Below are 19,993 nucleotides of genomic sequence, written 5' to 3'. Positions count from 1 at the left end.
CTTGCTAAAATAGTAGCAAACGATGAGACGGTGGGGGATGGAGATCGATGCGCTTTGACGAACGGGTGCGGCTGTATGCCGATAAGCTCCTCTTTTACAATTCAACGCCAACGATAACGACGGCGGCGTTCCAATGGAACAAGCCGTTCTCGGGCGTTTTTCGCGCGAATCTCAACGAGGAGCCGCTTGACTCGCTCGCGGCGGACGAATGCGGAACGTTTGCCGTCGAGGTGAAGCCGAATGAAGTGCAAACGGTGCTCGTTGTCGACTAGGAACGAAAAAGATCATGACAGAAGCTGGGGCTGATCACCACCAGCTTCTTTTTTAAAACAAGAATGTGAATATCTCCCCTGTCTTGTAACACAGCTGTAACAATTGTTAAATGAAATGGTTCAAAAAAGAGGCTGTCAACTCCCTTTTTCCTAGAAAAATGTGGGTGGCTAGAATAATAGAGGGGAAAAAGGAAGGACAGTTAATGAAAAGATGCCGCTTCCAATCGTTGCAGCTGACGTGATGGGCAGCCAACTGGCAATGAAAACAAGCGCTTGTTTTTCCGGGTGTTGCCAGTCTGCGTTTTTTTCCATTTTAGCCCAAAAATATTACAAAAAACTCGTGTTATAATGAGGGCGAAGGCAAGGGAACAACGAAACCGTTCCTCTTCGAATCTCATCGTGTAGGCATGACTGACGGACGCAATATCTCTGAAACTTTCAAATAGAGGATACAAGGAGGAATTCCGATGAAGAAAAAAACGTTAGCAACCATCGCAGCTTCGGTCGCACTCGCCGGCGCTTCGTTCGCGGCAACGAAAACGGAAGCAGCCGGGACGACGTGTCCGACAGCGAATGCGTATCAAGTAAAATATGTCAGCACAAACGTTCAAGATTTTGAGAAATGGCTGCAACAATACTTCCCGTTCGTGTCGTTCCAACCGGTAAAACCGGCAACACAACAACCGGCGGCAAAACAGCCAACGACAAAACCGCAGGCGCCGGCAACGGTCAAACAGCCAGCGACGAAACCGGCTGCGAATACGCAAGCACCGGCAAAAACGCCAGCGACGGCCCCAACAGCAGCGCCGCAAAAAGCAACTGGCTTAAACGCCTATGAGCAACAAGTCGTTGAACTGACGAATAAAGAGCGGGCAAAATACGGCTTGCCGCCGCTTCAAGTTGACTTGGCCCTCAGCAAAGTCGCCCGCGAAAAATCGCGCGATATGGCGGTGAACCACTACTTCTCGCACAACAGCCCGACGTACGGTTCTCCATTTGAGATGATGAAAAAATTCGGCATCTCGTACACGGCTGCCGGGGAAAACATTGCCAAAGGCCAACGCACCCCGCAAGAAGTGGTCAATGCGTGGATGAACAGTGAAGGCCATCGGGCAAACATTTTGAACAAAAACTTTACGCATATCGGCGTTGGTTTTGAAGAAAATGGATATATTTGGACGCAGCAATTCATCCGCAAGTAAGAGACAAAAGAAATGCAAGTCGAGTGTGTCCCAAAAGGATCGGGACACCTTTTTTTATTATGTATATAGGCATAAAACAATATGTTGTGTTTGGTTTAAGGAAAAACACCCTTTTGGGTCAGCCCTTTTTTATTTGAAAAATATTTCTCCGATCCCCTATAAAAATATGATATAATTTCCAAAGAAATTCGAAAGACGAAAGATTAGGGGGACAGCGGATGCGAATACGCGATTGGGACCGCAACCTAAAAGTGCGCCTGTTTGGCGAGGCGCTCATGAATACGACCTTTTGGATGTTTTTTCCGTTTATATCGATTTATTTTGCCGATGCCTTTGGCAAAGAGACAGCGGGGTTGTTGTTGATTGTTTCGCAGTTGTTCTCGGTCATCACCAATTTAATGGGCGGCTATTGTGCTGATGTATTCGGACGCAAGCGGATGATGGTGTTATCCGCCTACGGACAGGGGGCGGCGTTTTTCGTTTTCGCCTTGGCCAGCTCCCCGTGGTGGTCGTCGCCGTTTGTTGGATTTCTTAGTTTTACGCTGGCTGGCATTTGCGGGTCATTTTATTGGCCGGCGAGCCAGGCGATGGTGTCCGATGTGGTTCCGGAGAAAGACCGGAGCGATGTGTTTGCTGTGTTTTACACATCCATCAATATTTCGGTTGTCATCGGCCCGACAATTGGCGGTCTTTTTTATGCTGAGCATCGGTTTGCCTTATTGCTTTTGGCGGCATGTTCATGTTTTGCGATGGCAACACTGCTCTCCAAAACGTTGCGTGAGACGGCGCCTCTAGCCGCAGCCGGCCAACAAAGGAGAGGGACATGGCAGTCTTTTTTGCGCACGCAGTTCAAGCAGTATGCCATCATTGTCCGCGACCGTGTCTTTTTCCTGTTTATCGTTGCTGGAGTGTTGGTAGCACAAACGTTTACACAGCTTGACTTGCTGATCCCGGTATATACAAAAGAAACGGTCGAAGCCGAAACATTGGCAGGATGGACGATTGACGGCGCGAGCGCCTTTAGTTGGCTCATTGCCGAAAACGGTCTGTTGGTCGCACTATGCACGGTGGCTGTGACGCGTTGGATGTCTCGCTACTCGGAGCGGCAGGCGTTTGTCGGTTCATCCGTCTTATACGGCATCTCGATGTGGCTGTTTAGTCAAACGTCTTCGCTGCTCGGATTGATCGCGGTCATGGCGCTGTTTACGCTGGCTGAGCTGATGACAGCTGGCTTGCAGCAGTCGTTCATTTCCCGCTTGGCTCCGGAGGCGATGCGCGGCCAATATTTTGCCGCCGCCAGTCTCCGTTTTACGATCGGGCGGATGTTGGCGCCGCTGTCGCTCGCCGCGGCGGAATGGATCGGCTATGCATGGACGTTCGTTGTCCTTGGGATGCTGGCGCTAGGAAGCGCGGCCTTATACGCCTGGATGTTTCAACAAGTCGGGCGGCGAATGGAGCGACCGAACGCTTCGTTTTTGCGATAATGGGCGGTGCAAACGGCTATCCGTTTTTCGCTCAGGCGGGTATAATAAAAAGCGCACCGTTGTTCGTGTAACATATATTCCCTGTCTCTGACATAAAGTGGAACTAGACAGCGAGAAGGAGAGGGGAAGCGCTCATGAAACCGCGCGTGTTCGAACCGGATGCCATTGAGGGGGAAACGGGAAGCCGCGGCGGTCAGAACGGCGCCGCGGCGTTGGCGCGCAGCGAAAAGAGGCAGCAAGCGCGCGTTTTGTCTCGGGAAAAGAGGAGAAAAAAGCAATACCGTCTCATCGGCTGGCTGCTTGTCGCCATCGTCGTTCTGTGGGGGGCGAGCACGCTTCTTTGGAGCGGGTATGGGGCGTTGAAGACGGCCGCGAGCCGAGAAATGGCGATTATGCGCTTAAAAGATGCGATCGAAGACCGCGATGTGGCCGCTTTGCAGGCGATGCTGCGGGTGACGGAGGAAAGCGTGCCGATCAACGAGAAAACGTTGGCGCCGTTGTTCGCGTATGTGGAACGGCACCCAGAAGCGTATGAACAGCTGGATCGGGAGTTTGCCCGCCAGCGCAAGAGCGGCCACGTGTATATTAAAGGATTGACATCTCACCCGCCGGTGTTTACGATTCACGTGTTTGAGGACCGGTATGTGTTTGAGCCAGCCCTCTATTTTCTCCATGTGCGCGTCGATGATCCGGAGGCGTTGCTTGTCGTCAATGGGGTGAAAACGGAAGAGGAGGCGACGAAAGACCCATTTGTCAAAAAAATCGGCCCGTATTTGCCGGGCGCGTACGCTGTAACCGTCGTCCATTCGAATGGGAAAAAGAAAACCGTCCGTGTCGAGCTGTTTGGCGGCGCCCGCGTCCATGAAGTCGATATCACGAAATGAACGAATAAGCAAATACCGCTTCCACGACGGCGGTAATGACAACATCTTGCGTCTGCACAGGCGGCGCTGATGAGGAAACGCTGAGAACAGCCGGACCGTATGGCGTCGGCCGGATCGATGACTGTTCTTTCAGTTCAATCGGCGTGTCATAAAGAGGCAAGCTGAGAGCGCGGGCGATGGTCAGCGCTTTTTCTTTGGCGTTTTTCACGGCCAACGCCAATGCCTGCTGGTAATGGGCTTGTTCGTTTGCTAGACGGAATTCCAAGCCGCGAGCGAGGTTTGCTCCATGGGCAACGGCCGCCTCGTAAATGGCGCCGGCTTTCGTAAATGGCGCCGGCTTTTTTAGGGTCGCGGACGGTGATTTCAAGCCAATGTTCGACTCCATAGCTGGATAATACGTCGGCTCCATTGTGATGTTCGTATTGGGGATAGATGGAAAACGCCGTCGTCTCCAAATCTTCTGTTTGCACGCCAAGCGCCTTGAGTGCTCCAATGACTGCGTCGGTGCGTTTCGCGTTGTCAGCAAGCGCTTCTTGAATATGGACGTGTTCGGTGCGCACCCCGATCGCAATGAGGACGGTGTCTGGCTTGGCGCTGACTGTCCCTTGGCCGGTGACGGTCAGTGCGGCGCGGGAGGCGGTTGGCGGTGTGGGGCGGTGCCAAGGCTGCATCGTGTTCCCTCCTTCTGCTGTTAGGCAGTTTTTTTGTCATCATCCGCCGCCTGCCAATAGTAGACGCGCGGCAGTCCGGCATAGCACCAATATTCTTTCAACAGCGAGATCGCGACAAAGGAGACAAGCTGCCAATTGATCGCTTTCATCCCGATTCCCCTTTCGATGGCCCTGTTACTATAGCCTATTCGAAACGGCCATTGTCCTATGCGCGCCGTCCAGTTGGCGATGAAACTTCTTTGGGCGCTTGTACGTATCATGGAATGGACATGCTATAATGAAAGAAAAGATTAAAGAAGGAGAGGGACAATGAAGCAGCTGCTTCGTACGATATGGCGTTGGTTTGTCTCATGGAACGCAGGGGTCATCGTCGCGGTGATCGTATTCATCGCTGCTGATTTTCGCTTTTGGCCTTCGATTTTATCCGGAATGGGGGCGATGTGGGGGGTGTCCGCCATCATGAAAAGGCGGCATCATCGCCTGCCGGCTGATGTGTCCGCTGAGGAGCTTGTCTACGTTCGCAGCCAGCTTGGCGAAGCGCGCGCGTTATGGAAGCGGCTGCGTCGCGCTCGCTATCGGCTTCGTTCTGTGGTGATGTGGCAAACGGTTTCCCGGTTGAGTGCCATCGTCGATCGAATCATTCGCGCCATCGAGCAACAACCACATCAACTGCGCCTCGCCCAGCCATTTTTCTTAAACGAATGGCCGACGGCGGTGGAGATGGTGGAGAAATACGTTTATTTGGCGCAGCAGCCGGTGCAAAGCGCCGATATGGCAAAAGCGTTGCAGGAGACGGAAAGAGTGCTTGACGAGCTGACTTCAGCGGCTGAACGGCAGTTGCTTGAGGTGTTATCGAACGACATCTGGTCGCTGCAAACGGAAGCGAAATGGCTCGAGCGATCGCTCCGACAATCGGATGGGCTTCGTCTGCCGCTGTCAAAGAAAGGAGAATGACGATGGACGAACGGAATCACGGGATGGAATCGACGGATTGGCTGCAAGGGCTGGAACGGACAAGTTCCCTTGATGAGCTGCTTGCAAAGCCGTTTTCTTCGCCGGCCGAACCGCGGCTCAAGGAGGAAGAAAAGCCGGCGCGCGCGCTTGATGCGTTGAAGCCTGAGCATCGGGAAAAAGCGCTTGCGCTCGCCAAACAAATCGACCCGGCCAACCATCAGGCCGTCTTGCAATACGGTGTGGCGGCGCAAGCCGAGCTGTCGAAGTTTTCTCATGCGATTTTGCATCATGTGCAAACGAAAGACGCTGGGCCGGTCGGCGAAGTGATCAGCGAACTGATGGCCAAAATTAAGGAGGTCAACCCCGATGACCTAATGCCGGCGAAAAAAGGGTGGCTGTCCCGCTTGTTCGGCGCAGTGGCCAAGCCGCTGCAAGAGATGGTGGCGAAATACCAAAAAATCGGCGTTGAAATTGACAAAATCGCTGATCGGCTTGAGAAGCACCGGCATTTGTTGCTTCGCGACATCATGATGCTTGAGACGCTCTATGAAAAAAACAAAGACTATTTTGAAGCGCTCAATATTTATATTGCGGCAGCGGAATACAAACTCGAAGAGCTGCGGACGAAGACGATTCCAGAAAAGCAAGCGGAAGCGGAGCGCTCCGGCGACCAAATGGCATGGCAGGATGTACAGGATTTGCGGCAGTTTGCCGAGCGGCTTGAGAAGCGGGTGCATGACCTAAAGCTCAGCCGGCAAGTGACGATTCAAACGGCACCGCAAATCCGCATGATTCAGCATATGAACGAAACGCTTGTCGAGCGGATTCAATCGTCGATTTTGCATGCCATCCCCCTTTGGAAAAATCAAGTCGTGATTGCCTTGACGCTGTTTCGGCAGCAAAGGGCGGCTGCGGCGCAAAAGCAGGTCGCCGAAACGACGAATGAGCTGTTATTGCGCAATTCGGAGATGTTAAAAACAAACAGCATTGAAATCGCCAAGGAAAACGAGCGTGGCTTGGTTGATATCGAAACGTTGAAGCGAACACAAGAAAATTTGATCGCTACGCTCGAAGAAACGTTGAAAATCCAAGCGGAAGGCCGATTAAAACGGCAGCAGGCCGAACGCGAGCTGGCGGCGATGGAAGCGGAATTGAAACAGACGCTGCTTGCGCTGAAGCGACCGGAGCAATAAGGGCGGATAGGAGATCGTCCTGTTTCGGCTTGCGGCCAAACGTCCGATGGATCCGACCATGGCTGTAGAAGAAAGCGCCGAAAAACCAAAGATCCTCATGCGAAACGGGTGTCTAGCGAACGAGCAGACACCCGTTTTTTCGTTCGCCATCTGTTTTATGATTTCCCAATTGAAGCTCCCCCACTTCCCTTTTGTACAGGGCGCAACCCAAAACGAAGTGGAGATGCGGCCATTGAATGTTCCAAACAAAGGTGGAGTCATTCACGTTGAAGCCCTGTTTGGAAGGAAGGGGAAGAGGCTGGCGTCTCGGACTGCAGCCGCCAACATTTGTTCCTCCTTCATAGGATGGGGGGATGGGGAGGCTCTTGATGATGCTGTTCATCCTCTTGTTCCGCTCGTTCACGATCGTTGCCGTCCGGGCGGGCGGCGCGGACATCAAACTCTTCTGCCGCCTCCGTTTGCCATTGGCGGCCGATAAGCGGGGCGTCTTTTTCACCGTGCTCGACAGTGACAAATCGCAGCACATAGGCGTGAAACAGCAATTCTCCGAACGCTGTAAGCAGAGCAGAGAAAAACGCCGCGTTTAATATGGCGGCGCCGGCGATGTCATAAAACGCGCCGATGCCGATCCATACCGCCACAAACACAAGTCCAAAGTCGGCAATCGTCGCTGAGACGTTGCCAAGGCGCCGCAGAACGTACAAGTCGCCGAGCGCATAGGCGACAAGCGTCAGCCAAAGGCTAAACCATAAAATCTCTGCCGATGAAATGCGCAAAAACAGCGGTAAAATGGCAAACATCACCGTGGCGGTCAGCAAATATTTCAGCACTAACGCAAGCAAATGTCTCATTGGGATTCGCCGCCTTTATTCTGCTGGATGGTTTGGACCTTCTAGTTTTTTATCGCCGTACCCCGGCTGTTTTTCCCTGTCTTTGTCCGGTTGTTGTTTTTTTTCTTGTTGTTCAGGGCTGTTGTTTTGCTTTGGCTGTCTCATTAGCCATCATCCTCTCTTTCCATTTGTTTATCGTTAGTTTGCCGCGTTTGTCTTGATGTATACATACATGATCCATAAACTTCCTCTTTTTATTTTCCCCCCCTGTTCTACATTAATATAATGAACGGCATGAACAAGGAGGAATACAGATGGCGGAAAACAAACAATCGCTTGAGATGGCTGGACAGCAGTATGTCCCGTCGAATGATGAGGCAGCTTCGTTTCTTGGTTCAGCATTGGCTGAAACACATGAACAAGTGAGCGATATGTACGCGGAGGGAACCATCGAGGCCACGATCGAACACAAAAATGGCTCAGACTCCCCCCTTTCTCCGCGGGAGTAAGAAACGTCAAGGAGCTGTTCCTTAGCGTTTTGGTTTATGTTTGTGAAACGGGAGGGGAAAAAGGAAAGAAAAACAGTTCGTACTTTCCCCCATCGTCGTCTATACTAGTAGTGCGCACGGCGATTCACCGATATAAGGGGGATGATCATCGTGAGATGGCAGCGGGCTTTATTGGCGTTGCTCAAAGAGCGGAAAGACCATTCCATCGCGTTGGCGATCGACACATCAAACCGTCCGGAGCGGCCAATGCTCATTCAAAACATTGTGAAGCTGTTTGAAAAGCTGCGCCCGGACACGCTGCTCGTCCAAGCGGATTTTAAAATTCGCGATGTATCTCCGGTTGGCGTGGCGACGATTCAATATTTCAAGCACGGGAAATCGTCGTACACCGAAGTGCTGGAATGGGCCGCTGCGCAAAAAATCGATACGTTGTTTTACATCACCGATGTAACCGGCTATTTTTATGAAGAACTGCAAGTCGACTATGAAGTGTTTTGGCTTGTGCCGGACGATTATATGCCGCGCGTGCCGTTTGGCAAGCCGATTCGCGTGGCGTAACACTGTGAGGAATGCCCTTCGTGATGAGGGGCATTCTCTTTTTCGTTAGAAAACTTAACAAATTTTTTGTGCATGAAACCGATTACAACCAAAAACAGACATTGCTTTTGGCGTATTTGTGTTATATATTATGACATATAAAAGGAATGATAAATAACAAAAAGGGGGATGCGTAAATGGATGAAAAAACGTTGACGCTTGGGCTGGATGCCCTTTGGGTCATGCTTTCGGCGGTGCTCGTCATCGGCATGCAGGCAGGGTTTGCTTTGCTTGAGGCTGGATCAACGCGCATGAAAAACTCCGGGCATGTGGCTGGCAAACAAATTTTAAGCTTTGCCATCGCCTCATTGGCGTTTTGGGCGTTCGGCTTTGCTATTACGTTTGGGGCTGGGAATAGCTTCATCGGGACGGAAGGATGGTTTTTAAAAGAAGGAAAAGGAACGTTTGACTCGTTGTCGTGGGCGAATGTGCCGCTCGAGCTCAAATTTTTATTCCAGCTCGGCTTTGCCGGCGTGTCGCTGGCCATCGCTTGGGGCGGCTTCGCTGAGCGGGCGAAACTGTCTGTTTATTTTCTTTTCGGCACGATTTTTACGATCGCCATTTACCCGGTGATCGGCCATTGGGTGTGGGGCGGCGGCTGGCTTGGAAAAATGGGAATGCAAGATTTCGCCGGTTCGACCGTTGTTCACTTGCAAGGAGCGATTGCGGCGCTCGTGGCTACAATTTTGCTTGGGCCGCGCATCGGCAAGTTCAATAAAGATAAGACTCCAAACGTCATTCCTGGGCATAACCAAGTATATACGGTTATTGGCGGATTGATTTTATGGATCGGCTGGTTCGGCTTTAACGCTGGCAGCACGATGGCGGTTGGCGACGGATTTTTCGGCTATGTCGCGCTGACGACGAATTTGGCCGCCGCGGCGGGAGCGATCGCCGCGATTGTGACGGCGAAAATTTTGGTCGGCAAAGCGGACATTCCAGCGATGGTCAACGGCGTGCTCGCGGCTTTGGTTGCCATTACCGCCGCGTGCGCGTTCGTCGAACCGTGGGCGGCGGTTGTGATCGGTGCAGTGGCGGGGTCGTTTACGTTCTGGACATCCATCTACTTTGAACGCAAAGGGATTGACGATCCGATTTATGCTTTTTCCGTCCATGGTGTCGCTGGCATTATTGGCACGATTTCAACCGGGTTTTTCGCCTCGCCGCGTTTAGTCGAGATCACGGGCATCGGGAAGGCTGGACTGTTTTACGGCGGCGGATTTGATCAGCTGATTGTGCAAACGGTCGGGGTGCTCGGCGCTGCGGTGTATGTCGCTGCTGTTTCGTTTGTCATCTTATATGCCATGAAGAAAACGATCGGGCTGCGTGTCACGGCGGAACAAGAAATTTCAGGTCTTGATATTAGCGAGCACGGTTCTTATGGCTATCCGGAACAGCTCGATCCGGCGTATCAGCCCAAGACCCTCGCCCAGCAGTAGCCAGGAGGGGAAAGGTGATGGAATCGTTGGCGGCAAAGGTGGTCGAGCGGCTAAACCGAGCTGAGTCGGCCGCCGAACTTCGTTTTTGTCATGATGAACTGGCGCGCGAACTGCGGCGCTGTCTGGCACCTGAACAAATGAAGCAGCTTGCAAGCGACGTCGTTTGCGTGCATGAAGCCATCCTTCGCCGCGCGTTTTTCCTTGCGGAGCGGGAGACGATGAAACGGTCGGTCGGCATTCGTCCCCCGGCGTGGTGCTGGTATGTGATGGGAAGCATCGGCCGACGTGAGCCGACGATTTGGACGGACCAGGACCACGGCATTTTATTCGACTGTCCTGAGGAAGAGGAGGCGGCTTGTTATGAATTCATCCGCCATATGGCGGCGGTTGGGGTGGACATGTTGCATGAGGCCGGCTATCCGTACTGCTCCGGTTACGTGATGGCGACGAACAAGCGGTGGGCGCAGTCGGTCCGCGGTTGGGAGCAACAACTTTCTTCCTATTTAGACAGCGGGTGGCCGAACGACATTCGCTTTTTGTTGATCGCGATGGATATGCGTCCGCTTTATGGCGAGACGGAATTGGCTGAGGAGGGCAGGAGGATGCTGTTTTCGGCGGTGGCCAAACGGCCGCCGCTGTTGGCGCGCATGGGGGAGCACGTTCAATTTCCTCCGGTTCCGCTCGGTTGGCTGGGCAACGTGCAAACGGAGCGATGGGGGCCGCACAGCGGGGCCGTTCATATGAAACAAAGCGGCTACGTGCAGCTCACCAATGCCTTAAAATGGTTGGCCTGTTTTGCGCGCGTCCCGGCGGCGGACACGGCTGAGCGGCGACGGGCGCTTGAGGCGGCTGGCGTATTGACGGCGCCGCTTTCCGCCGCCGTTTGCGAGGCGCTGTCTGTTTACTATTCGATTCGTCTTAAGTACAGCACCGAGGCGGGGGACGGGCGTGAATATGTGTTATGGCGGACGCTTGAGCGGACAGAGCAAAAGCAGCTGAAGCAAGCGATGCGCACCGCAAAACGGTTGCAGCGCTTTGTCGCCCGGCGGGTGGCTAACATTCATGCATGAGCGGCACCGTTTTTGGCAGCGGGCGCTCCGCTTGTTGTCGCTCGGCGTTCCGCGCGAGGCATCATCCGCCTTATTTGGGCATGACCATTCGCTGCAACAGGAAACATGGCTTCGCTCGCTGCAAAAGGAAAAACAGCACATCATCGATTGGCATGACCGTTTGACTGACATCCCGTTTGTCATCATCGATATGGAAACGACCGGCTTTTCCCCGGAGCAAGGCGATGAAATTTTGGCCATGGCGGCAGCGAAAACGGTTGGAGGAGTCGTGACCGATGCGTACATGACGCTCGTCAAGCCGGAAAAGCCGATTCCGGAACATATTTCCGCCTTGACCGGGATTGAGGCGAAGGATGTGGTGTTCGCTCCGCCGCTTGCCGAGGCGCTGCGCACGTTTGTGCCGTTTATTGCCGCCGGCGTCTTAATTGGCTATCATATCGGTCATGATTTGGCGTTTTTGCGCCATGCCCTTTGGCGTCATTATCGGCAAAAATGGAGCGGACGTTTTGTCGACTTGCAGCCGATGATGACGCTGATCGGCCATTCGTGCCCGACGTTTGACGATGCGTTAGCTTGTTATGGCATCTGTTGCCCGCGCCGCCATACGGCGGATGGCGACGTCGAAGCGATGGCGAAGCTATGGGCGATCTTGCTCGATGAATTCCGCCAGCGCGGCATCGACACGCTGCATGATCTGTACGCCGCGCTCAGCCGGTGTTGATGTTGCCTGTGCGAAGCCTTTGTGAACTCTCCTTGAGAAGAGCGAAATCCAGTTTAAGCAGCCTGTTTCTGTTGATCGAAAAGCAGTGGGCGCTCGGCGGGGCAAAAAGGGGTTTGCAGGCAAAGGGGGCTGGTTGCAGTGAAAAAAGCGCCGGATTTGGCGCTTTTTTTCGTTCGTATTAGAGCGGCTTTGTCGGCGTCGGTTCGGCGTAGCCTTCTTTATATTTTTCATCGATCATATGCCGAATGTCTTTGATCGATTTCCCTTGATCGTAAGCGGCGATCGATTCAGCGGCGATGTCGAGGCAGACGCCGCATTTGGTCGCATGATCATCCCAGACGACCGAGCCGTCTTTTTTATTTTCATACACAAAGCAGTCATAATTGTTCTTATGGCCAGCCGATTGCCCGCAGCCGCAATAGCAAGGGATATTCTCAAGCAGCTCGCGGTGTTCAGCAGCCTGTTGGTACAAGACAGCCATCTCTTCTTCAAACGCGCTCAAAAAGCTTGGCAAATGCTCGATCGATTTTGTCGTTTCACGAATATCGCCGGTGGCGGTTTTCGTCATCTGTGAGCGGCTTTGTTCCTGAACGCCGTCATCGGTGCAGCTTGAGAGCAGAACGCTGAATGACAATACACATGCGGTGATGAAGGCAGAACGTTTCACCATCTTTCTTCCTTTCCGTGCGAGGTTTGCATTTTGAATGTACCATACCGATGGATAAGCAGCAACTATTTTTGCCCTTGGGAAATGAAGTTAGCGTCGAGACGAGCCACAGGGCAGGAATGATGGAAGAGGAAAAAGGCAGAAGCAGCTGACCGCTTCTGCCTTTCGTTAGCGGGCGATTATTGCCCTTGCAAGAAATATTTCTCAATATCATCCAACATCAAATGAGCCGCGAGCACACCGCCAGCCGTGTTCCAAATCGTGTCGCTCACTTTGTACACCTTGCCTTGTTTCGCGACGTTTAAGTTTTGAAAGAGCGGGTCGTTGATCCATTCTTTTTCAAGTTCGCTCGCTTTGCCGTCCCCCGTCTCATATGTAAAGTAGAACAGGATGTCGCCATCCATTGCTGGAATGCGTTCTTTCGTCACGCCGGTTTCCGCAAAGTCGTTTACGTTTTGCGATTCCGGGCGGGCGAAGCCAAGTTGATCCAAAATGACGCCGGAGAACGAGTCTTTATGGTAAATGCGCACGTCGCCGGCCATAAAGCGGACGATCGATACTTTCATCTTCAGCTTGTCGCCGAGTTTTGCTTTTAAGTCTTCAATGCGTTTGTCATATTCAGCAATGATTTGTTTCCCTTTTTCCTCTTGGTTCACAGCTTTCGCATACAGCATAAAGTTGTCTTTCCAGTTGCCGCGCAGCGTTTCTGAGAACACGGTCGGGGCGATTTGGTTCAACTGTTCATAAATTTTTTCATGGCGCAGTTTGTTGCCGATAATCAAATCTGGTTTCAAGGCGGCGATCGCTTCCACGTTCGGCTCTGACTCCAAACCGAGCTCTTTGACGCCTTCCATTTTATCTTTAATATGGTCGTACCACGGATCGCCCGTCCACGATTTGACGGCGCCGACTGGTTTCACGCCTAACGCGAGGAGCGCCTCGGTTCCTTCGTTCGTCAAAATGACGACTCGTTTTGGCGTTCCTTTGATTTCGGCCGTGCCCATGGCGTGTTCGACCGTGTAGCTCACTTCCGCTTTCGCCCCATTGTTTTCCGCTGGTTTGGCTGTTTTTTCTTCCTGCTTTCCGCCGCAGCCGGCAAGAAGCAGGAGGGAAAGGATGAAGGCGGAAAGAAGGGTGAGATGCCTTGATTTCATTAGCTAATCCCCCTTTGAATTTGATAATGAATTTCATTTACGTTGATATAATAAATAAAATTGAGAATCATTGTCAACTATAAATGAAAAAATGATAAAAAAATCATAAGAAAATGCGAAAAAACATTGACAATGAGAGTCATTATCAAATAGACTTGACGATAGAGATATAGAGAATGAAGCAAGGGAGATCTCAGAGATGCTGGCGACAAACCGTCAAAAAATGATTGGCCTTATCGGTTTGCTGATTGTGCTGCTTGCCGCCATGTGGATGAGCATCGTTTGTGGATATACCGACACGAGTTGGCGGCAGGCGGTGGCGGCTCTTATCGACAATAATGGATCGAACACCCATTTAGTCGTGGCGACGGTTCGGCTGCCGCGAGCGTTGATTGCGGCTGCCGTTGGCGCCAGCTTGGCGATGGCTGGGGCGCTCATGCAAGCGCTGACGCGAAACCCGCTCGCTTCGCCAGGCATTTTCGGCATTAACGCCGGGGCCGGTTTTTTGATTGTTGTGATGGTCACCTTTTTTTCCATTTCTTCATTGCAAATGTTGTCTTGGGTCGCATTTATGGGGGCGGCTGCCGCGGCGGCGATCGTGTTTGTGATCAGCGCCGCGGGGAAAGACGGGCTGACGCCGCTCAAAATGACGCTTGCCGGCACGGCGGTCGCGGCTTTATTTGCCTCGCTGACGCAAGGAATGCTGGCGATGAATGAAAAAGCGCTTGAAGAAGTGCTCTTTTGGCTGGCCGGGTCGGTCGCTGGCCGGAAGCTCGAGTTGTTGACGGCCGTTTTTCCGTATTTGGCGGCCGCCTGGGCTGGGGCCATGCTGCTGGCGCGCCATGTCAACATCTTAATGGTGGGAGACGATGTAGCGAAAGGACTCGGACAGCGAACGAATTTGATCAAGGCTGCCGCCGCTCTGTTAGTCGTGCTGCTGGCTGGCGGATCGGTCGCCGTCGCCGGTCCGATCGGCTTTATCGGCATGATGGTGCCGCATATGGCGCGGGCGCTTGCCGGCGTCGACCACCGCTGGCTGCTCCCGTATTGCGCCTTGCTCGGCGGGATTTTGCTTCTTATGGCCGATATTGGGGCGCGCTACGTTCTGATGCCGCGCGAAGTGCCGGTCGGCATCGTCACCGCCTTGCTCGGCGTTCCATTTTTCATCTACATTGCCCGCAGGGGGATCGCCGCAAAATGAAAAAATACATCACGGTCCGAATGGGAAAACACATCTCGTTTTTCTATGACAAAAAAGCTGTTGCGGTGCTCGCCGCGCTCATAGCAGCGGCCGTCTTCCTTTTCGTTATCAGCATTGGCAGCGGCGAAATGCGCATGTCCCCGCTTGAGGCCGCTGCCGCGCTGTTCGGATACGGAGAGGAAATTCATCAGACGGTGATTGTGACGTTCCGCCTGCCGCGCGTATTGGTTGCCTGGCTGGCCGGAATGGCGCTGGCTGTCGCCGGCGCGGTTTTGCAAGGAATGGTGCGCAATCCGCTCGCTTCGCCGGATGTGCTCGGCATCACCGGCGGAGCGGCGGCCGCGGTCGTTGGCTTTTTGGCGCTGTTTAGCGATGAAAACAACTCTTTGACCGTCAGCATCCACTGGCTGCCGCTTGCCGCCTTTCTCGGCGCTACGGCCGCTGCTTGGCTCGTATATATGCTGGCGTGGAAAAACGGCCTCGCCCCGCTTCGGCTCGTGCTTGTCGGCATCGGCGTTTCTGCGCTCATGCAGGCGTTGACGACACTGTTGATGATCACAGGACCCATCTATCGGGCGAGCCAGGCAAACGTGTGGATTACGGGCAGTGTGTATGGTGCTTCTTGGCAGCACGTTTCGCTCATGGCGCCATGGGTCATCGGACTGCTCCTTGTGGCGATGTTGGCCGCGCGGCATGTCAATGTGCAGGAGCTGGGCGATGAGCTGGCGATTGGGCTTGGCGGCGCGGTCGAACGGCAACGGCTGGGACTTGTTTTGCTTAGCACCGCGCTCACCGGCGGCGCGGTCGCTTTCGCCGGCGGCATCGGCTTTGTCGGGCTGATGGCGCCGCATATGGCGCGCCGCCTTGTCGGTTCGGCGTTTGGCGCTCTTCTTCCGACCGCTGCGCTGTTAGGCGGCGTGCTCGTCATGGGGGCGGATTTGGCTGGGCGGCTGCTTTTGGCGCCGACGGAAATTCCGGCCGGAGTGTTTACCGCGGCGATTGGAGCACCGTATTTCATTTATTTATTGTACCGAAGTCGGAAATTATAAGGAGGGATGCGCATGCATGGGTTGCAGGCGAAAGAGTTGACGCTATCCTATGGCGAGGCGATCGTTATTGACCGGTTGCATTTGACGATTCCGAAAGGAAAAATCACGGTGTTCATCGGCGCGAACGGCTGCGGCAAGTCGACGTTGCTGCGCGCCTTGGCCCGGCTGCTAAAACCAACAAGCGGCGCTGTGCTGCTGGATGGAAAAGAAATCGCCAAACAGCCGACAAAAGAAATCGCCCGCCGGCTCGCCATTTTGCCGCAGTCGCCTACGGCTCCGGAAGGACTGACCGTTTTGCAACTTGTGAAGCAAGGGCGCTACCCGTATCAAACGTGGTTCAAGCAATGGAGTGACGAAGATGAGCGAGCGGTTGTGCGGGCCCTAGAGGCAACTGGACTCGCCGAATTCGCCGAGCGGCCGGTCGATTCGCTTTCCGGCGGACAGCGCCAACGCGCATGGATCGCCATGACATTAGCGCAAGAAACAGACATCATTTTGCTTGACGAGCCGACGACGTATTTGGATCTCGCGCATCAAATTGACATTTTAGATTTATTGTTTGAGCTGAATGAAAAAGAACGGCGGACGATCGTCATGGTGCTTCACGATTTGAATTTAGCGTGCCGTTACGCCCATCATCTCGTCGCCATTCGCGATAAAACGGTGTATGCCGAAGGAAAGCCGGAAGACGTCATTTCCCGCCAGCTCGTGAAAGATGTGTTCCAAATGGATTGCCAAATCACGTACGATCCGATCTTTGGCACCCCGCTTTGCATTCCGTATGGGAAAGGACGGCGAATTTTACAGAAAGAAGGCGTATCGTGATGAGACTGCGTGAAGACGAAATGAAAACGTTGGAAACGTACCGTTTTTCAAGCGGGGCGGCTGATGTCTCGTCGTCGATGTTGTTTGCTTGGCTGCTTCATGACGACGGGCAGCTCGCGAAGTATGTCGCGCACGTCCGCACCGAGATGGGAGCGGCAAATGACGCCGTTGCGGCGTCGATGCTTGTCAAGCGCTTAAGCTTTTTGGCGCCGATGACGCTATACGCCATGTCGGTATGGAACAAGCGGCTTGTGCTCGATCCTGGGCGAATTTGGCTTGACACGGACGGCGAAGGGGAGATGTGGATGCCGCGGTTTCGCTTTGAGCCGCCGGAAGCGGAGGCGTGCGGCATTGAGCGCAGCCGCTGGCGCGAGCAAGTCGTTCGCGACGTGTTCGCCGGCTTGTTCGCTCCGCTCATCGCTCGGTTGCGGCGTCTGACGCGCATATCGCCGCTCGTCTTATGGGAAAATGTCGCGATTTACGTGTATTGGGTATATGAACGTTGGCTCGAGGATGAGTCGCTTGCCCCGGTCGCCGACCGGCTGCGCGATGATTTCCGCTTCCTTATTCATGAAGCAGACGGCCGGTTGTTTGGACAAAAAGACAACCCACTTCGCCGCTTTTTTAAAGGAGCAAGCGGCATGCAGCGGACGACGTGCTGCCTGTACGTGAAAACAAATGGGGGAACGTGCTGTCAAACGTGTCCCATTCGCGCCCGCCAACGGCAAACCGGGTGACCGGAAGGCCGCCGGTGGGCAGTTCCATATTTTTGACAAAATGTTTGCGAAATTTGTTGATTTTTGCCGTGATTTTCGTGAAAATGGAAGTGTGGACATCGCTTATTTTGGTGAAACGGCGAGGTAGCAATTGCATGGACAAATATACGGCCTTTTTCCATCACTTCACAGAAGCAGTGGTCATCTTGAATTTGCAAGGCGTGATCATTTACAACAATCCGGCTTTTGCCGGCTTGGCGCTGAGTGAAGAAGAACAGAGGACGCTGTCCGTCGAAGGACGGGCGTTGGTTGAACGGGTGAAACAGCGCCCGGCCGCCTTTCGCTGGGAGTTGCTTGACGGCTTATTGGTTGCGGGCGTGTCGCCGATCATCGGTGAAAACGGACAGACGGCCGCCGTCCTATGCGTTCTTCGCCGCCAAGCGGAGGAGAGCGGCCTGCAAGCGCGGCTTGCCGAAGCGGAACGGCGTCTGCAGCTGATTGTTGAGCATTCGAACGATTACGTGTTGATTTTTTCTCCCAATCGTGAATTGTCATACATTCCGCCGTCATGGAAGCGAAAAACAAACAAGCGTCTTCCAGTGTCATACGAAGAGGTGCTGACGTTTGTCCACCCTGATGACGCCCCGGTCGTGGCACAAAAATTGGCTGAGCTGTACGATACATACGAGACGCAATCCGCCGAATTTCGCAAGCAAGGCGAGAAAGGCGAATGGGTTTGGATGGAGGCGCAAGGGAAGGCGATCATCGATGAAGCGGGGACGCTCGATTGCGTCATTGTGACCGTGAAAAACATCAGCGAGCGGAAGCGGTACGAAGAAAAGCTCCGTCAGCTTGCCTATTTCGATTCGCTCACGGGCATCGCCAACCGCAGCTATTTCGAGCGGCATATTCATGAGCTGATCGCGAGTCAGACGCCGTTTGCTCTTTGTTATTTGGATTTTGACAAATTCAAATGGATCAACGATCATTTTTCCCATCAAGCCGGCGATTATTTTTTGCGCGAGGCGGTCAAGCGCGTCGAGCGGGCGTTGCGTCCCGGCGACTTTTTTGCCCGCATCGGCGGTGATGAGTTTGTTCTCTTGCTGCCGAACATAACGAAAACAGAGATGACCGCCTTGGCGGAGCGGCTTGTCAGTTCGTTTCACGAGCCGTTTTATTACGAAAAACAGCTCATCCAATCGACCTTATCGATCGGCATCGCTTTTTTCCCGAAAGACAGCGATCGGATCGAGCAAGTGATGAAATACGCTGATCAAGCGTTGTACGAAGTGAAAGAGCGGGGGCGGAACGGCTATGCCTTTTACCGCCCGACCGAGCATCGGCAGGCGGTGATCGAGCAAGATTTGCCGTTTGCCATTATGCGCGGGCAGTTGTATTTATGCTATCAGCCGAAAGTGCAGCTCGCGAAAGGAAAGGCGATGGGGGTTGAGGCTCTGTTGCGCTGGCGTCATCCGTCGCTTGGCGACATTCCACCGCTCGATTTCATTCCGTTGGCGGAGGAAAGCGGGTTTATTTTTGAAATTACATTATGGGTGTTGGAACAGGCGTGCCGCCAAGTGAAAGAGTGGGAAAAAAAATTTCCGGGCCTCAAGCTTGCCGTCAATTTGTCGCCGTTTTTGCTCAATCGTCCGGAGCTCATCGAGCATGTGAAGCGCGTTTTGCGCGAGACGGGGCTTGCGCCTAACCGGCTCATTTTGGAAGTGACGGAGAGCGGATTGATGGAAAACATTGAGACCGGCAGGCACATTTTAACCGAACTGCAGCGACTTGGCGTACAGGCGGCGATCGATGACTTTGGAACCGGTTTTTCATCATTGGCTTACATCCGCAATTTGCCGGTGTCGCTGTTGAAAATCGACCGCAGTTTTATTCAAGGCATTGCGGAAAACTCGAAAGATGCCACGATTGTCGATACGATCATTCATTTAGCAAAAAGCCTGGATATTGAAGTGTTGGCTGAAGGGGTCGAGACCGAGCCGCAAGTGGCGCTTCTTTCGCAAATGCATTGCGACTATGCGCAAGGGTTTTACTTCAGCCGCTCGCTCGAAGCGAAAAAGTTGCAGCAATGGCTTGAGGAGTACAACCGCACGGCTTGCAATGGGCCTTCGTCATAAGTCGGTCATTTCCACTCATGAGTTTCCTCGGCTTGCCGCAAACTACACTTGATGACTAGGCAAGAGGAGGAAAAACCATGGAATTTGCGCCAAGAAGCGTTGTGATCGAGGAGTTCATCGACACGCTCGAGCCGATGATGGAAGCCTATGGACTCGACCAAGTCGGCATTTTTGAAGAGCATGGTGAAGGCAATCGCTATTATGTCGGCTATACGATCAACAAAGACGATGAGATGATCACCATTCACATGCCGTTTGTAAAAAACGAACGCGGTGAACTGGCGCTTGAGAAGCAGGAATGGACCGTTCGAAAAGACGGTCGGGAGAAAAAAGGCTTTCATTCGCTGCAAGAGGCGATGGAGGAAGTGATTCATTCATGATAAGCGGCCGGGCTCGGCCGCTTTTTCGCCATCGAAAGGG

The 19,993-nt window shown here is 53.3% G+C and carries 22 protein-coding genes and 1 pseudogene; 17 read left to right on the top strand and 6 right to left on the bottom strand.

Annotation, left to right across the window (positions count from 1 at the left end):
• Positions 1–47: 47 nt before the first annotated feature.
• From GC56T3_RS10995 to GC56T3_RS10980, 4 genes are all read left to right on the top strand, one after another.
• Positions 48–272, top strand: a complete 225-nt coding sequence (locus tag GC56T3_RS10995; protein WP_013145591.1) for a hypothetical protein — start codon at positions 48–50, stop codon at positions 270–272.
• Between the two features lie 467 nt (positions 273–739).
• The gene (locus tag GC56T3_RS10990; protein WP_013145590.1) at positions 740–1,474 is read left to right on the top strand and encodes a CAP domain-containing protein; all 735 of its coding nucleotides are present in this window, start codon (positions 740–742) and stop codon (positions 1,472–1,474) included.
• Positions 1,475–1,692: 218 nt separating this feature from the next.
• On the top strand, positions 1,693–2,958 hold the full coding sequence (locus GC56T3_RS10985; protein ID WP_013145589.1) for an MFS transporter: 1,266 nt from the start codon (positions 1,693–1,695) through the stop codon (positions 2,956–2,958).
• Between the two features lie 134 nt (positions 2,959–3,092).
• Positions 3,093–3,842 (top strand): hypothetical protein, encoded by a 750-nt coding sequence (locus GC56T3_RS10980; protein WP_013145588.1) that lies wholly within the window; start codon positions 3,093–3,095, stop codon positions 3,840–3,842.
• Here GC56T3_RS10980 and GC56T3_RS20325 read toward each other — a convergent pair.
• Positions 3,832–4,513: pseudogene (locus GC56T3_RS20325) on the bottom strand (SIMPL domain-containing protein). The gene GC56T3_RS10980 and the pseudogene GC56T3_RS20325 sit on opposite strands and share 11 nt — an antisense overlap.
• Positions 4,514–4,533: 20 nt before the next feature.
• Positions 4,534–4,662: a hypothetical protein gene (locus GC56T3_RS20190; protein WP_013145587.1), complete on the bottom strand. Its 129-nt coding sequence runs from the start codon at positions 4,660–4,662 to the stop codon at positions 4,534–4,536.
• A gap of 160 nt (positions 4,663–4,822) precedes the next feature.
• On the opposite strand from GC56T3_RS20190, the gene GC56T3_RS10970 reads away from it, so the two are divergent.
• Both GC56T3_RS10970 and GC56T3_RS10965 read left to right on the top strand, forming a co-directional pair.
• Entirely contained in the window at positions 4,823–5,467 is a 645-nt protein-coding gene (locus tag GC56T3_RS10970; protein WP_013145586.1) for a 5-bromo-4-chloroindolyl phosphate hydrolysis family protein, read from the top strand.
• 2 nt (positions 5,468–5,469) lie between these two features.
• Positions 5,470–6,660: a toxic anion resistance protein gene (locus GC56T3_RS10965; RefSeq protein WP_013145585.1), complete on the top strand. Its 1,191-nt coding sequence runs from the start codon at positions 5,470–5,472 to the stop codon at positions 6,658–6,660.
• A 338-nt stretch (positions 6,661–6,998) separates the two neighbouring features.
• Here the strand turns inward: GC56T3_RS10965 and GC56T3_RS10960 are convergent, their stop codons facing one another.
• The gene (locus GC56T3_RS10960) at positions 6,999–7,511 is read right to left on the bottom strand and encodes a YndM family protein (protein WP_013145584.1); all 513 of its coding nucleotides are present in this window, start codon (positions 7,509–7,511) and stop codon (positions 6,999–7,001) included.
• A gap of 15 nt (positions 7,512–7,526) precedes the next feature.
• On the bottom strand, positions 7,527–7,655 hold the full coding sequence (locus GC56T3_RS20185; protein ID WP_013145583.1) for a hypothetical protein: 129 nt from the start codon (positions 7,653–7,655) through the stop codon (positions 7,527–7,529).
• A 149-nt stretch (positions 7,656–7,804) separates the two neighbouring features.
• Here GC56T3_RS20185 and GC56T3_RS10955 point away from each other — a divergent pair, with 149 nt between their 5' ends.
• From GC56T3_RS10955 to GC56T3_RS10935, 5 genes are all read left to right on the top strand, one after another.
• A complete protein-coding gene (locus tag GC56T3_RS10955) occupies positions 7,805–7,999 on the top strand; it encodes a YozQ family protein (protein ID WP_013145582.1) in 195 nt (64 codons plus the stop codon).
• 150 nt (positions 8,000–8,149) lie between these two features.
• Positions 8,150–8,557 (top strand): VWA-like domain-containing protein, encoded by a 408-nt coding sequence (locus GC56T3_RS10950; protein WP_013145581.1) that lies wholly within the window; start codon positions 8,150–8,152, stop codon positions 8,555–8,557.
• Between the two features lie 176 nt (positions 8,558–8,733).
• Entirely contained in the window at positions 8,734–10,035 is a 1,302-nt protein-coding gene (locus GC56T3_RS10945; RefSeq protein WP_013145579.1) for an ammonium transporter, read from the top strand.
• A gap of 17 nt (positions 10,036–10,052) precedes the next feature.
• Positions 10,053–11,105, top strand: a complete 1,053-nt coding sequence (locus GC56T3_RS10940; RefSeq protein ID WP_013145578.1) for a DUF294 nucleotidyltransferase-like domain-containing protein — start codon at positions 10,053–10,055, stop codon at positions 11,103–11,105.
• Entirely contained in the window at positions 11,098–11,826 is a 729-nt protein-coding gene (locus GC56T3_RS10935; protein ID WP_013145577.1) for a 3'-5' exonuclease, read from the top strand. The genes GC56T3_RS10940 and GC56T3_RS10935 overlap by 8 nt, the downstream gene beginning before the upstream one ends.
• A gap of 178 nt (positions 11,827–12,004) precedes the next feature.
• On the opposite strand, the gene GC56T3_RS10930 is transcribed toward GC56T3_RS10935, so the two are convergent.
• Both GC56T3_RS10930 and GC56T3_RS10925 read right to left on the bottom strand, forming a co-directional pair.
• The gene (locus GC56T3_RS10930; protein ID WP_013145576.1) at positions 12,005–12,496 is read right to left on the bottom strand and encodes a PCYCGC motif-containing (lipo)protein; all 492 of its coding nucleotides are present in this window, start codon (positions 12,494–12,496) and stop codon (positions 12,005–12,007) included.
• Between the two features lie 176 nt (positions 12,497–12,672).
• On the bottom strand, positions 12,673–13,647 hold the full coding sequence (locus GC56T3_RS10925; protein ID WP_013145575.1) for an ABC transporter substrate-binding protein: 975 nt from the start codon (positions 13,645–13,647) through the stop codon (positions 12,673–12,675).
• A 199-nt stretch (positions 13,648–13,846) separates the two neighbouring features.
• On the opposite strand from GC56T3_RS10925, the gene GC56T3_RS10920 reads away from it, so the two are divergent.
• The 6 genes from GC56T3_RS10920 (at position 13,847) to GC56T3_RS10895 (ending at position 19,953) form a co-directional block, all read left to right on the top strand.
• Positions 13,847–14,848 carry an iron ABC transporter permease gene (locus GC56T3_RS10920; protein ID WP_013145574.1) on the top strand — a complete coding sequence of 334 codons (1,002 nt, stop codon included), beginning with the start codon at positions 13,847–13,849 and terminating at the stop codon, positions 14,846–14,848.
• On the top strand, positions 14,845–15,897 hold the full coding sequence (locus tag GC56T3_RS10915) for an iron ABC transporter permease (RefSeq protein WP_013145573.1): 1,053 nt from the start codon (positions 14,845–14,847) through the stop codon (positions 15,895–15,897). The genes GC56T3_RS10920 and GC56T3_RS10915 overlap by 4 nt, the downstream gene beginning before the upstream one ends.
• A 12-nt stretch (positions 15,898–15,909) precedes the next feature.
• A complete protein-coding gene (locus tag GC56T3_RS10910; protein ID WP_013145572.1) occupies positions 15,910–16,722 on the top strand; it encodes an ABC transporter ATP-binding protein in 813 nt (270 codons plus the stop codon).
• Positions 16,722–17,459, top strand: coding sequence for an IucA/IucC family C-terminal-domain containing protein (locus GC56T3_RS10905; RefSeq protein ID WP_013145571.1), 738 nt, complete (start codon positions 16,722–16,724; stop codon positions 17,457–17,459). The genes GC56T3_RS10910 and GC56T3_RS10905 overlap by 1 nt, the downstream gene beginning before the upstream one ends.
• A gap of 134 nt (positions 17,460–17,593) precedes the next feature.
• Positions 17,594–19,573 (top strand): bifunctional diguanylate cyclase/phosphodiesterase, encoded by a 1,980-nt coding sequence (locus GC56T3_RS10900; protein WP_041468783.1) that lies wholly within the window; start codon positions 17,594–17,596, stop codon positions 19,571–19,573.
• 77 nt (positions 19,574–19,650) lie between these two features.
• A complete protein-coding gene (locus GC56T3_RS10895; RefSeq protein ID WP_013145569.1) occupies positions 19,651–19,953 on the top strand; it encodes a DUF5634 family protein in 303 nt (100 codons plus the stop codon).
• The last annotated feature ends 40 nt before the right edge of the window (positions 19,954–19,993 follow it).

Origin of the sequence: Geobacillus sp. C56-T3, from assembly GCF_000092445.1 — a bacterium.
GTDB classification, from domain to species: Bacteria; Bacillota; Bacilli; order Bacillales; family Anoxybacillaceae; genus Geobacillus; species Geobacillus thermoleovorans.
This window is presented reverse-complemented; position numbering and strand designations above follow the sequence as displayed.